This is a genomic window from Thermococcus thermotolerans (genome assembly GCF_024707485.1).
GTDB lineage: Archaea > Methanobacteriota_B > Thermococci > Thermococcales > Thermococcaceae > Thermococcus > Thermococcus thermotolerans.
Map to the genome: position 1 here is coordinate 148,417 of NZ_CP102602.1, position 12,569 is coordinate 160,985.

The following is a 12,569-nucleotide window of genomic DNA, read 5'->3' on the forward strand; positions in this document are numbered from 1 at the left end:
TGATAAAATGGATCTCACTAAGCTTCCCGCGCGCCTCTCTCTCGCACTGCCTCTGATATTCGTGATGGGTCTGTTGCTGGTAGTGAGCCGGAACCCGTGGTTCTCCTTCACTGGAAACGCTCTGAGCGACATGGGCTCAATAAGGAACCCGGTGAACTACTACTTCAACGGTTTTCTGATGGTCTTTGCGGTTCTCGGTTTCATAGCCGCCATCGGCGCTCTGAGAAACGGTCTGTCCTACCTGATGCCCCTTGCAATGGTTCTCCTGTTCCTCGTGGGGGTTTTCCCGGAGGAGTACGCGCCCCACGCCCCGGCGGCGGTCTTCTTCTACGTCCTCGCACTGGCTGACATAGCCATCGTTGGAATAAAACTCGGTCGTTCCGGGACATCTGCCGGCTATGCCTGGAGCGTTCTGGCAGTCATTACCTTCGCCATGATGCTTTATCTCGTTAAGGCGAGGGTCTTCAAGGGGCTCGCTATTCCCGAGCTTATCGGCGCCGCCACGATATTAGCATGGTTCGTCTACGTGGGGATGCTCCAGCTCAGGAATTTGTAGGGATTCCTACGAAAACGTTTAAATATCATTATACTGTAGGAATAGCTACAAGGTGGAACACTTGCCGGTAAACCTGGATGACCTTAAGGAGAACATATGGGAGTATATAGAAACTGGGGAGGACGCTTTCAAGAAGGGGAGATATAACTCCGCGTCCATCCTGTATTTTAAGGCTCTCGTTGGGATATGTGACTACGTCATCAAGAGGGATCTGAACCTGGAACCCAAGAATCACAGTGAACGATTTGCGATTTTGAGACTCCACTACAGGGATTTATACCGCATCGTCAGCAAGTTCTTTGATTTCTACAGGGATGCATATGAGAAGAGGCTGACGAAGGACGAGGTGGGGGCGCTGAGGAATGAGGTTCTCAGGCTTACCGATAGAGTTAAGTGACCTGGAGAGGGTTGCTGATGAATTCCGGAAGGGGCACAGGAACGTCTTTGACGTGGTTCTTTATGGTTCAGTGACACAGGGAAAAGAAGTCCCAAACGATTTCGACTTCATGGTACTTCTCACAGGAGCAGATGAGTCAGAGAGGTTTGAACTCGCCTTTGAGTTCAAGGAGATTCTGATTGACATAGGGTTTCCTCATGAGCGACTAGACGTTAAGGCCATAAACCTAGAACAGATATGGGACCCAAACTACCTTGCCGTTCCAGGTCTAGTTATCACCGGTTATTCACTGATCAGGAGGCGCCCCCTCCATGAGCTGATGAACGGGGAAGGATATGCGTTGTTTATCCTCGATGTCCGCGGGATGACAAAAAACGAGAAGAACAAGTTCAGTTTTGCACTCCGGGGCAGAGACGGAAAAACAGGGGTGCTGAGGGACTTAGGGGGACGCTATCTCGCCCCATGGATTGTTCTCCTCCCTGTGGAAGTTACTTATATGTTCAAAGAATTCCTGAAAATGTGGAAGGTGCCGTATGAACTCTACCTGATGTTCGGAACTCTCCATGAATCCAAGGACTGGAGGATTGAGGAAGGCATCGTGAAGCCTTAACCTTAAGTTGAGGAAAGCTTCATATATTCTCCCCCGTTTCCCCAACCATGAAGGTAGTGGCGCTCCTAAGCTCGGGCATCGACTCGCCGGTGGCCATCTACCTCATGCTCAGGAAGGGCTTTGAAGTGACTCCGATTCACTTTAGGCAGAGTTCTAAAAAGGAGTCCAAGGTTTTTGAGCTCTGCGAGGTTCTGAAGAGATACGGAAGGCTGAACGAGCCGGTTATAGTAGATGCCTACGGGGAGCAGGCGCCGGTTTTCTCGAAGCTGGCAGAGATTGGAAAGGTTAAGTGGACGTGCCTCTTCTGCAAGTGGACGATGCTGAGAAAGGCCTGTAGGATAGGGCACCGAATAGGGGCTAAAGCGATAATCACCGGAGACAGCCTCGGCCAGGTCGCCTCGCAGACCCTCGACAACCTGCTCATCATAAGCACCGCGAGCGACCTGCCTATTCTGCGGCCGCTCATAGGCCTTGACAAGGAGGAGATAGTTAGAATAGCCAGGGAGATAGGAACGTTTGAGATAAGCATCAAACCTGAAGAGCCCTGTCCGTTCGTGCCGAAGTATCCGGTGGTGCGCGGCTCCCTTGGAGAGTTCGAGAAGATAAGGGAGAAACTCGTGAGGGAAGGTGTGCTTTAAAGCATCTCATTCCTCGCATGAGATTCCCTCAGATCTACATCGAGGATGCAGGTGCAGTTCCTTATACAGGCATCCTTGGCACACCACTGGTCACCACAGGCTGAGTATTTTGTATGCCTTCACTCCTTTGGTTGTCTGAACGTAAACGATGTTTCCTTCGAGTTTGACTTTCAGTGGTCTCTCCCCGTCGCCGAATTCCTTGCAGGCGAGTTTTCTTAAGCTCCCCGCTGTGAAGACGCAAAGGCCGTTCTTCTCTTCTCCATGCTCGTTAGCCAAGAAATAGGCAACGACTGCGTACTTCTCATTGGCATCCAAAGGAAGCCTGAATTCAATGCTCTCTCCAAGAACGCTCGTGATTTCTTCCTTTTTGTATTTTCCATTCTCGTTAACGTAAATTAGAATGTACGTTTCCAATGGAGGCCCCCTCGTTGCTTTCACGGTGACGTACATTCTGGTTCCCACTACTTTAACGTCCGATATGTTGGATTCTGAACAGGGGTATAACCATTGGAGGAGTCTTCCGGTGGAGAGATCCAAAAGCTGAACCCCGGTGAATCCAAGTTTCCATGGATTGGCCGAAGCTTTCAGGATCAGTCCCCTCTCCGTCATCGCGTAAGGAATTCCTGGGGTACCTCTTTGCCACTTCAGATTTAGTCCGTAGTCAAAGAGAGCCAGCCTCGAACCCTTTCCCTCATCCTTAGGGTTGTACGCATAAATGAGAATTCCCTCCCTTGTACAGAAATATTCCCCGGCGAGCCCTCTCAAGCTTGTATTGGCTTTAGGGATGCCGCTTAGATAGAGGGTGAAGTTTACAAAGTGTTCCTGCTCACGTTGGTAGTGTCCCATTTTTACCTGAAGTTCCGATGGACAGGGCACTTCTCCTAAGGTTCTGTTCTCAAAGGTTACTGCCTTCGCATCCGTCGGAAGCAGTACTCCTTTGGGAGAAAGATAAAACAATATCAGGAAGATAGCCACCAAGGTTACCGTCATTTTCTTTTTGATCATGTTATGTCACCCGTAGCTGTCCCCATGTTAAACTACCACAGGCTGAATATCCTGTAGGCCTTTACCTCCCATGGGGTCTGGACGTAAACGATGTTCCCTTCGAGTTTAACCTTCTCGGGGTTCTCACCCTCATCAAATTCTTTACACGCAATTTTCTTCAGGTTTTCCACTCTAAACACGCAAATTCCGTTCTTCTCCTCTCCCCTCTCGTTTGCCAGAAAGTAAGCAACAGCGGCATACTTCTCGTTGGCGTCTATTAAGAGTCTGATGCCAACCCCCTCTCCGGGAATGCTGGTGATCTCCGCTTTCTGGACCTTTTCGCCTGCCTTCATGTAAATCAATGCATAGGTCTCCAGCGGGGGCCTCCTCGGCTCTCCAATGGTGACGTACATTCTCTCACCGGTGATTCTAACGTCCGAGACATGGCCGCCGAGCACATCCGGGCAGAGCCAGTTTAGGAGCCGCCCGGTGGTGATGTTCATGACGTAAACGCATGAGCTCCCGGAGGAGCCAAAGGTTGGGTTGCTCACGAGAATTAGCCCATCCTTTGTGTATTTGAGCGGATACGCTGGAAATTCCCGTCTCCACCTTTCGCTGAGGTTATAGTCGAGGAAGACCAACGAAGATCGACTATCCTCGGTAAAGTATGCATACAGGAGTATCCCTTCAGGAGTACAGATTTGTCCTTTACCAATCCCTTTAAGCGAGATATTAAAGAGCGTCGTGTTGTTCGTGATGACTTCGAAAAAGTAGGTAAAGTTCTCGAATATGTAACTGGTGCGGATTGTGAATGGACAGGCCTCTTTCGGCGGGTTGCTCTCGGAGGGTATCTCCCGAGCGTCCGTTGAAACGATCAGTCCTCTTGGAAAAATAAAGGCGAACACCAGCACGATTAAGGTCACAATGAGCATCTTTTTGAATCTCATGGTACGTGTCCTCCCTTAGCCCCTCACGATGTTTATTTCAAAATTGTATATGAAAATTTCGTTCTCGAGTTATTAAAGGTCGACGTCCGTTAATTACCCAATTCTGTCCATAACTGTTCGTTTTAGGAAAGTTTTTAAGGCCCTCTTCTCACCCGTTTTCGGTGATGGCAAATGAACGTGTTTAACAACACCTTAGAACTATTCGAGAAGTACAAGCCGACCCCCCTGGTCAGACTCTCAGCCGAGAGGGGGGATGTATTTTGCCAAGCTGGAGTTCTTTAACCCCTTCAGCAGGAGCATAAAGGACAGGGCCGTTTTTAACATGCTTATGAAGGCCCTGGAGCGCGGGGATATCAACGGCACGAAAAAGCTTTTTGAGGCCACCTCCGGCAACGTCGGGATTTCTCTGGCGGCTTTGAGCAACGTTTTTGGCATTGAGTTCAGGGCCTATCTGCCGAAGCCAACGCCCAAGGCCACACAGGTTCTCCTCAAGGTTCTTGGTGCCGAGGTAGTTATGACGGACTTTGAGACGATAGACCCCTCCATGGTTCGCTACGTCCAGGAGGAGGCCAGGAAGGCAGGAGCCGTGAACCTCAACCAGTTCGAGAACGACGACAACTTCGACGCCCACTACCGCTTTACGGCCAGGGAGATAAAGGAACAGCTGAGGAGCATAGACAGAAAACCGGACGTCATCATAGCAGGTATCGGAACTTCCGGACACATAGCAGGCATAGCGAGCTACTTCAAGGAGCGCTATGAGACGCAGGTTATCGGTGTGGTTCCGGCGAAGGGCGAGAAGATACCCGGCATCAAGAGGCTTGAGACGAGGCCCAAGTGGTACTTCCAGGTCGAGATAGACAGGGTCTTGGAGATAACGAGGAAAGAGGCCATCGAAGGGGCAATCCGCGTTGCAAGGAGAGACGGCCTCCTCATAGGCCTAAGCTCCGGTGCCGTTGTTAAGGGCTATGAGAAGGTTGCTGAAGAACTCGGCGAGAAGACTTACGTCCTCATCTTCCCGGACGATGGGTTTAAATACGTGGAGGTCTTTGAAAGCTACCTGGGGATGGTATGAGACGGCTTAGGGTTGCTTCCTCTCTCCTTTTTCTCAGCGGCTTTCTGCTCCTCTACTACGCTTACTTTCTGAGCTCCCCCGTTTACCTGACCTTCGCGATATTCAACATGGGTCTTGCCTACGGCGTTGGGATTGAAAACAAGACCGCCATTAAGGTCGCCCTCGTGTACGCGGGTGTCATGTTCTTCTTCTCCCTGCTCTTCCTCATAGCCGGCAACCTGATGGCCTTCGTTGAGGTGGCCATAAGCTTCTTCATAATCCATGATATCCTGGGCTACATCAAGGCCGTTGTGGAGGAGGAAGAGACAGAAATAGAGGGAGGTTAGTCCCGGTATACGTTCACGGTTATTTTGGCCAACGGAACGGTTTTAAGGGCGGATATCAAAAAATTCTTATGGGGGGATTGCAGATGGGAGAATTCCTTGAGGATCTGGTGTTCGATTACGCTGACATGATACGGCCGGGAGAGCTGGTTCTTGTGGAATATACGTCCAGAGAGCCTGTGTACCTGCTTTTTCAGGTAATCACTGAGTATGCGAGGAGCAGGGGCGTGCCCGTGATTGTTGTTGATATCCTCGACGGGTTCCACGTCATGAAGAGCCAGCTGACGTTCACTGGCATCGATACATCTTCCCTAAATGAGATCCCAGTCCTCAAAGTGGGGGGAAAGATAGACACAGGCAAGGTTCTTTCAAGGGTGAAGGAGACGGCTGAGATTGCCGTCTTTAAGAGACAGCTCATGAAGGGTCTCAAGAGGATACATGAGGAGTTCGGTGAGGCACCTTTCATTAGGATCGTCGTTGGAACATCCGAACTGCTCCAGATGCTTGAGAGAGATCCAGCCAAAATGGAAGAGTTCTTCGCCGGCATCATCAGGCCCCTGGTCGGGAACCCATACAGCAGGGGCGTGGTCTTCATAAACCGGAAGCGTGTCTCCCGCAGGGGGTTAAAGGAAGTCGAGGAGATATCAACCCGCGTACTTGAGACAAGGGTGGAGTGTGGCAAGCTCACAATAAGGGTCGTCAAGTCAATATACTTCGGGGAGTACGGGGCCGAGATTCAGCTCGACCCATGCGCGCTCCGGAAGCGCCTGACATTGGGGGGTGAGTGAAGTGGTCACAAAGAGAAGCGTGCCCGAGGCCGTGGAGAGCATCCGGGACATCAGACCCGGCGAAGCGGTCGTCGTGGAGTACACCTCCCGCGACCCGATACACCTGGCTGTTTCTCTGCCCCTCCTGATGGTCAGAGAGGGCGTGAAGGTCGTCGTCAGCGATGTCCTTGACCAGCTCCACGTGATCCGGGCCCACCTTGAGATAATGGGAATCCCTGCAGGGTGGATTGAGGATCTGCCAGTCATTAAGTTTGGTGGAACCATCCCCGTTGGAAACGTCATCAAGAGGATAAGCATACTCAAACCGGCCCCAGTCTGGAGCAGGGAATACGAGGACGCGCTGGCCAGCATTCCCGGACTGAAGATGATAGTTATGATGGGGATTGAAAAGATGATAAACGTCAGGTCAGACCTCCCTGCGTCGACTGTATGGCGTACGACGGGTGCCCCCTCCCTCGGGGCGGAGGACAGGATAAAGATCACCTTTGTCAACAGAGACCTCCTGGAGGAGAGCACCCTGGAGGACATAAGGGAACTGGCTACGAGAGTTTTCCGGCTGGAGTTCAAGGACTCAAGACTGATTATGGAGGTCACAAAGTCTCCCCACGTTAAAAAGTGCGGGAAGAGGTTCTCGATAGACGCCGATGAGCTTGTTAGATACCTGCAGTCCGTTTCAGGCGACTGACAAAGGTAGCCGGCCCTGCCGGCGCCTTTTTAGATACAATTTAAAAAGAAAAGGGCTCACTGAGATTCCTTTACAATTATCCTCGCATCGACCACCACAGCGCCCTTGCCTTTCTCGTAGACGAAGACCGGGTTGAGGTCCATCTCCTTGATGTAGTCTCTTAGGTCGTCGACGAGCTCGCTGACCTTGAGGAGGAGGTTGACTATGGCGTCTATATCTGCAGGCTCCTCGCCGCGGGCTCCGGCGAGAATCGGATAGCTCTTTATCTCCTGGATCATCTTCCTGGCATCGCGCTCGGTTATTGGCACTATGCGGAAGGTGACGTCCTTGAGAACCTCCACGAAGATTCCACCGAGGCCGAACATTATTGCATGCCCGAACTGCGGGTCCTCGGTGACGCCTATGATTATCTCCCTTCCGACCTTGAGCATCGGTGCGATGAGAACACCAAGGATTTCGGCGTCCGGGCGGTACTTCCTGGCGTTCTCATGGATAATCTCCCACTTCTCCTTCAGCTCCTCGGGGGTCTTTATGTTGAGAAGAACGACCTTGGCGTCGCTCTTGTGGAGAATCTGCGGGGACATGAGTTTCATGGCGACGGGATAGCCGATTTCTTCCGCATAGCGGAGTGCCTCATCAAGCGTCTTTGCGAGCTTCTCCTCCGGAACGGGAAGGCCGTAGGCCTTGAGCACCTGCTTTGCCTCGTACTCAACGAGCGAAGTCCTGCCGGAGGCCAAAACTTCTTTGATAACTTTAAGGGCTTCCTCCTTCATGGTACCACCACCGAAAGATTAAGGGGCTAAGCGCCCCTCCTGAGGTATTCAGCATATTTGACAAGACCGGCCAGGGCGCGAACACCCCTCTCGGGGGTCGGATAAACCGGAACTCCCCTGTCCTCAAGCATCTTTGCGTAATAGTCGGTTTTCTTGCCACCCATTGCTACTGCAACTATCGGCTTGCTGCTCTTCTTCTGGTACTCCGCGAGAATGTCGATTATCTTCTCCTCCTCAAGGAGCGGGACCTGGAAGAGGACTATGACAACTATCGCATCGACGTTCGGGTCATTCACAAAGCCCTCGATGGCGATTCTATACCTCTCGGCGTCGGTGTCGCCGACAACATCGGTCGGGTTTCCTGCCACTGCATGCGGCGGGAAGTTCTCCTTGAGGAACTTGAGCGTCTCCTCGCTGAGGTCGGCCATCTTGAGACCGAACTTGGCGACGGCATCGCTGGCCATAACGCCCGCTCCACCGCCGTCGGTGATGATGCCTATCCTGTCGCCCTTCGGGAGCTTGTCTTTAAGTGCCGCAAAGGCCTTAGCCAGGTCGAACATGTGCTCGAAGTCCTCGGCGCGGATGACGCCGGTCTGCTTGAAGACGGCATCGTAAATCGTGTCGGCTCCAGCAAGGGAACCGGTGTGGGAAGAAGCTGCTTTTGCCCCGTACTCGGTCCTTCCGCTCTTGAGGGCTATAACCGGCTTGACCTTGGTTATCCTCTTGGCGCTCTCGATAAACTTCCTACCGTCCTTAACGCCCTCGATGTAGAAGGTGACAACGTTTATGCCCTCGTCGTGGATGAAGTAGTCCATCAGGTCTGCATCGTCAACGTCGAGCTTGTTGCCGTAGCTGACCATCTTTCCTATGCCTATGCCGGCCATTGCTGCCCAGTCGAGCATCGCGGCAGCAAAGGCTCCACTCTGGCTGACGAAAGCGATGGGCCCGCTCTTCGGCCTGTCCATTTTGCTTTCGGGCAGGAATACCGTGTCAACGCCGGTGTCTGGAACGTAGACACCGACACAGTTGGGGCCGATGACCCTTATCCCGTTCTCGCGGGCTATCTCAAGTATCTCGCGCTCCAGCTTCTTGCCCTCTTCTCCGAGCTCACCGAAGCCACCGGTGATGATTATGACGGACTTTATTCCCTTCTTCGCTATCTGCCTCATCGTATCTGGAACGAACGGAGCCGGAATCGAGATGACTGCCAGATCAGTATCTTCCGGAAGCTCCTCAACGCTCTTGTAGACCTTGTAGCCGTCAATCTCGTCGAGCTTGGGGTTCACGGGATAGATGTTGCCCTTGAAGATGCCCCTCTCCTTGTTCATCTTGAAGTTCTCAAAGATGACGTTTCCAACCTTACCCTTCTTGTTGGTTGCACCGATGATAGCGACCGCCTTCGGGTCGAAGAAGGGCCTCATGTCCTCAACTATCTTTTCCACCATGGGTATCCCTCCGCCAGAAACTGCTTCTCGCAAGAACTTCAGTTTAAATGTATAAAAGAGTTGCGTTTTGTAAAAACTGGACGCCGATGGACTGAAAAGTTCACCAGTGTAATTTTTTCAAAAATTCGAGGCTTCTCCGGGCAGATTCGATATCGCTGACTTCAAGCGCCCAGGTCGTCTTCGGAAGCCTCGGGAGCACCCTGGCCCAAGGGACAGTTCCGTCTCCCAGGGCGAGGTGCTCGTCTTTTCCTCCAGAGTTGTCGTGGAGGTGGACGTGGATCATCCTTTCCCCAAGGACATTGAGGAAACGCTTGAATTTCCCCGTGGTCGTGTTCAGGTGCCCGACGTCGAAAGTCACCCCTATCTCAATACCCTCCACCAGCTCCCAGAGCCTTTCACACGTCTGGGCGTCCAGGATGGGAAAGTACGGCATGTTCTCGACCCCAACTTTGATGCCGTACTCAGCGCTCCATTTGGCGATTGTCCTGAGGGACTCCCTGTGCATTTCGAGGTATTTCCGCCTGTTTTTCATGCTCACGGGTGAACAGTGGCCAGGATGGACTGTAACAGACACCGCATCGAGCTCCGCAGCTAGCCGGACGGTCTCACGTATTATTTCCAGGGAGGCATCTCTTATCCTATCATTGAAGGACGCGATGTTGATGTCGCTGAAGGGCGCATGAACGGTGACCCTCATCCCGTACGAGTCCGCAACCTCCCTGAACGAGTTCACGGTCTCCTCCGTCAGGTAGTGGGGCCACTCGCTCACCACCTCTATGAAACCAAACCCGAGACTCTTGGCCCGCTCCACCCACCGCTCAAAGCCCTTGAGGCTCCCCTCGCCGTATGCCGTCATGGATAGGCCGAGCATATCAACCCACCATCATCTTCGCTATTATGACGACGTAAATCGTCCCGAATATATCGCTGTTGTTCGAGATAAGCGGGATGGCCACGCTGTCGGGGTCTATGTCCCTCTGGAAGAGGAAGTAGGAGATCGTGTAGGAGTACAGCATTATAAAGAGCACCATAATGGGGTAACTAATAACGAACTGATAAGCGGGGCCGATTCGGACGCCCGTTACTAGATACACTATGACAGCGCCGAAAACGTTTATCAGGACGCCCACGATGGGCGCAGTCAGGAGGAGAGATGCCATCTCCATGAACGGCTCCTTCGAGATGTATCCCTCAATCTCACCGAGGTGGAGCACTGTTGAGGTCTTCGCCGCTATTATTGAGCCGTAGTTCCCGAAGGAGCTCAGGATAGAGGGGTACGCAAACCCGAGCAGCACAGAGGCGCTTATCAGTCCGCTGAAGCGCTGTAGGGTGAAGCCGGAGACCAGGGAAAGGAGGGCCAGGGCAGTCACGGTCGTGAAGAGCTCCCGGAACTCCAGAACCTCCGCCTTTCTCACCCTAGAGACCATGATCAGAAGGAGAAACATCGCAATCAGGGCCGCATTTCCGAGCCAGAACACCCTCCTCGATGCCTCTATCAGGAGGATGAAGGATATGAGGGAAGGTATAGTCAGCAGGTCTCCAACAGAGGCCACGAGGGGTGCGGCCATGCTGTCCGGGTCAACGTCCCTCCTGAACGCGAATATCGTCACGAAGCCCGTGAAGTAACCGAGAATGATGGACACCAGAATGGTCGAACTGACGACTATGAGGAGGATATCGAGGGCGTGGTACCTTATCCCCTGTATCACGCCAACGGCCCACAGGACGGTCACGGGAATCAGAGAGAGCATCATCGCGATGACTATGTTCTTCAGAACCTTTTTCTCCCTCAAGGACGGTTCAAGGTCACCGAGGTACAGCATCGTGGAGAAGCGGGACGCCATCGAGCCGAAGACGTTTCCGCGCAGGCCCATCATGCCCGGGAGGATTATCAGGAGCCCTGGATACTCCCGGCTAATCTTGTCCAGGTACTTACCCAGAAACGTGCCGCCGAAGAACCCTATGACCAGTGAAATGACCAGCGACGGCAGCGAAACCCTGTAGGCGTGCTTTACCCGCCCCATGAATTCCTGAACCGTCACTGCCATCACTCTCCATGCCCTTCACCCCACAAACGTTCGTTCCGGTGGTATTAAACTTTTCGAAGGCGAAAACTAAATAAGATTTCCCATCTTTTCCCCATCGGTGAGAGCCGGGTGGAAGAGTGGGACGAAATCGAGGTTCCAAAAAACGTCAAGGACATTTTTGTTGAGATGAAGAACACTGCAGAGCTGATGGTTGACCTCGCGTACTCCTCGGTACTCTTCAACGAGGAGGAGATGGCTGAGGAGGTGCTTGAGCTTGAGGAGTACCTCGACCTGCTCAACTATCACCTCATGGTCCACGCGGTTCTGGCCGCGAGGAAACCCAGGGAGGCGGAGCAGATAACGTCTATACTCCACATGGCGCACGCCATAGACGACATGTCCAACGCGGCCGCCGACCTGGCGAAGATGGTTCTGGAGGGGGTGGAGCTTCACCCTGTCATAACCGAGGCGATACTGGGAAGCGAGGAGATAATAGGTAAAATCTACGTCTCTGCGGACTCACTGCTTGTCGGCAGGACGCTTGAGGAGCTCGACCTCGCGACCAATACCGGCGTATGGATTGTCGCTGTGAGGAGGGGCAAACGCTGGATTTTCGACCCCGACGGGGACTTCAAGATATTCCCCGGTGACATACTCATAGGCAGGGGCACTAACACGTCCATAGACTACCTCAAGGAGATAGCCAGGGGTAACATCAAGGTGATGGGCAATGAGTGAGCTTGAGGAGATTAGGAACTGCCTCATAGAGATGAAGGACCTGTCATCGCTCATGGTCGACCTCGCCTTCTCGTCCGTCATGTACAACAGCGAGGACATAGCCGAGGAGGTCTACCTCCTTGAAGAGCGCATGGACGAGCTGACGCTCAAGGTCAAAAGGCTCGCCCTGAGGCTCGCCAAAAAGGAGGATGATCCCGAAAAGCTCCTCAGCGTTATAGACATGGCCGAGATAAACGAGCAGATAAGCGACGCGGCATACAAGATATCCGACCTCGTCCTCCGCGACGTCGAGCCTCACCCGATAATCAGGAAGATAATGGAGGACACTGAGGAGGAGCTCGGCAGGGTAACCGTCAGGAAGGGTTCCATCCTCCACGGCAGGACACTCGAACAGCTCAAGCTCCCGAGCAAGATTGGGACGAGGATTCTCGCCATAAAGCGCGGGAGCAGGTACATCTACAACCCGGGAAGAAGCGACGTCATAAAGGAGGGCGATGTCCTCATAGCGGTTGGCTCCGACCTCGACAGGCTGAGGAAGCTGGCCGGAGAAGAAGTGGAGGAGGAATAACCCTTCAGATTCGAG

Annotated in this window: 16 protein-coding genes; 10 read left to right on the forward strand and 6 right to left on the reverse strand. The window is 52.9% G+C overall.

Translation table 11 applies throughout. The features are described 5' to 3' along the window. Positions 1-7 precede the first annotated feature (7 nt). Genes NUS69_RS00940 through NUS69_RS00955 form a run of 4 tightly spaced genes read left to right on the forward strand, consistent with a single transcriptional unit; the run spans position 8 to position 2,201 of the window. Positions 8-556, forward strand: coding sequence for a DUF998 domain-containing protein (locus NUS69_RS00940; RefSeq protein WP_258084019.1), 549 nt, complete (start codon positions 8-10; stop codon positions 554-556). Between the two features lie 52 nt (positions 557-608). After that, entirely contained in the window at positions 609-953 is a 345-nt protein-coding gene (locus NUS69_RS00945) for a hypothetical protein (RefSeq protein ID WP_258084020.1), read from the forward strand. Next, entirely contained in the window at positions 919-1,563 is a 645-nt protein-coding gene (locus tag NUS69_RS00950) for a nucleotidyltransferase domain-containing protein (RefSeq protein WP_258084021.1), read from the forward strand. The genes NUS69_RS00945 and NUS69_RS00950 overlap by 35 nt, the downstream gene beginning before the upstream one ends. Before the next feature lie 47 nt (positions 1,564-1,610). Then, positions 1,611-2,201, forward strand: coding sequence for an adenine nucleotide alpha hydrolase family protein (locus NUS69_RS00955; protein ID WP_258084022.1), 591 nt, complete (start codon positions 1,611-1,613; stop codon positions 2,199-2,201). Positions 2,202-2,291: 90 nt separating this feature from the next. Here NUS69_RS00955 and NUS69_RS00960 read toward each other — a convergent pair whose 3' ends face one another. Both NUS69_RS00960 and NUS69_RS00965 read right to left on the reverse strand, forming a co-directional pair. Then, positions 2,292-3,206: a hypothetical protein gene (locus NUS69_RS00960; protein WP_258084023.1), complete on the reverse strand. Its 915-nt coding sequence runs from the start codon at positions 3,204-3,206 to the stop codon at positions 2,292-2,294. Between the two features lie 32 nt (positions 3,207-3,238). Further along, positions 3,239-4,132 (reverse strand): hypothetical protein, encoded by an 894-nt coding sequence (locus NUS69_RS00965; RefSeq protein WP_258084024.1) that lies wholly within the window; start codon positions 4,130-4,132, stop codon positions 3,239-3,241. Between the two features lie 253 nt (positions 4,133-4,385). On the opposite strand from NUS69_RS00965, the gene NUS69_RS00970 reads away from it, so the two are divergent. From NUS69_RS00970 to NUS69_RS00985, 4 genes are all read left to right on the forward strand, one after another. Continuing rightward, on the forward strand, positions 4,386-5,207 hold the full coding sequence (locus tag NUS69_RS00970) for a cysteine synthase family protein (RefSeq protein WP_258084025.1): 822 nt from the start codon (positions 4,386-4,388) through the stop codon (positions 5,205-5,207). After that, positions 5,204-5,533: a hypothetical protein gene (locus tag NUS69_RS00975; RefSeq protein WP_258084026.1), complete on the forward strand. Its 330-nt coding sequence runs from the start codon at positions 5,204-5,206 to the stop codon at positions 5,531-5,533. Before NUS69_RS00970 ends, NUS69_RS00975 begins: the two co-directional genes overlap by 4 nt. A gap of 68 nt (positions 5,534-5,601) precedes the next feature. Beyond that, positions 5,602-6,318, forward strand: coding sequence for a DUF257 domain-containing protein (locus NUS69_RS00980; protein ID WP_258084027.1), 717 nt, complete (start codon positions 5,602-5,604; stop codon positions 6,316-6,318). Position 6,319: 1 nt separating this feature from the next. Further along, positions 6,320-7,003, forward strand: coding sequence for a DUF257 domain-containing protein (locus tag NUS69_RS00985; protein ID WP_258084028.1), 684 nt, complete (start codon positions 6,320-6,322; stop codon positions 7,001-7,003). A 56-nt stretch (positions 7,004-7,059) separates the two neighbouring features. On the opposite strand, the gene NUS69_RS00990 is transcribed toward NUS69_RS00985, so the two are convergent. From NUS69_RS00990 to NUS69_RS01005, 4 genes are all read right to left on the reverse strand, one after another. Further along, positions 7,060-7,776, reverse strand: coding sequence for an acetate--CoA ligase family protein (locus tag NUS69_RS00990; protein WP_258084029.1), 717 nt, complete (start codon positions 7,774-7,776; stop codon positions 7,060-7,062). Between the two features lie 26 nt (positions 7,777-7,802). Further along, positions 7,803-9,221, reverse strand: a complete 1,419-nt coding sequence (locus tag NUS69_RS00995; RefSeq protein ID WP_258084030.1) for an acetate--CoA ligase family protein — start codon at positions 9,219-9,221, stop codon at positions 7,803-7,805. A gap of 100 nt (positions 9,222-9,321) precedes the next feature. Further along, entirely contained in the window at positions 9,322-10,092 is a 771-nt protein-coding gene (locus tag NUS69_RS01000; protein WP_258084031.1) for a sugar phosphate isomerase/epimerase family protein, read from the reverse strand. A gap of 1 nt (position 10,093) precedes the next feature. Continuing rightward, positions 10,094-11,269 carry a magnesium transporter gene (locus tag NUS69_RS01005; protein WP_258084860.1) on the reverse strand — a complete coding sequence of 392 codons (1,176 nt, stop codon included), beginning with the start codon at positions 11,267-11,269 and terminating at the stop codon, positions 10,094-10,096. Positions 11,270-11,377: 108 nt separating this feature from the next. Between NUS69_RS01005 and NUS69_RS01010 the strand changes: the two genes are divergently transcribed. After that, positions 11,378-11,986: a potassium channel family protein gene (locus NUS69_RS01010; protein ID WP_055429552.1), complete on the forward strand. Its 609-nt coding sequence runs from the start codon at positions 11,378-11,380 to the stop codon at positions 11,984-11,986. Next, positions 11,979-12,554, forward strand: a complete 576-nt coding sequence (locus NUS69_RS01015; protein WP_258084032.1) for a potassium channel family protein — start codon at positions 11,979-11,981, stop codon at positions 12,552-12,554. Before NUS69_RS01010 ends, NUS69_RS01015 begins: the two co-directional genes overlap by 8 nt. The last annotated feature ends 15 nt before the right edge of the window (positions 12,555-12,569 follow it).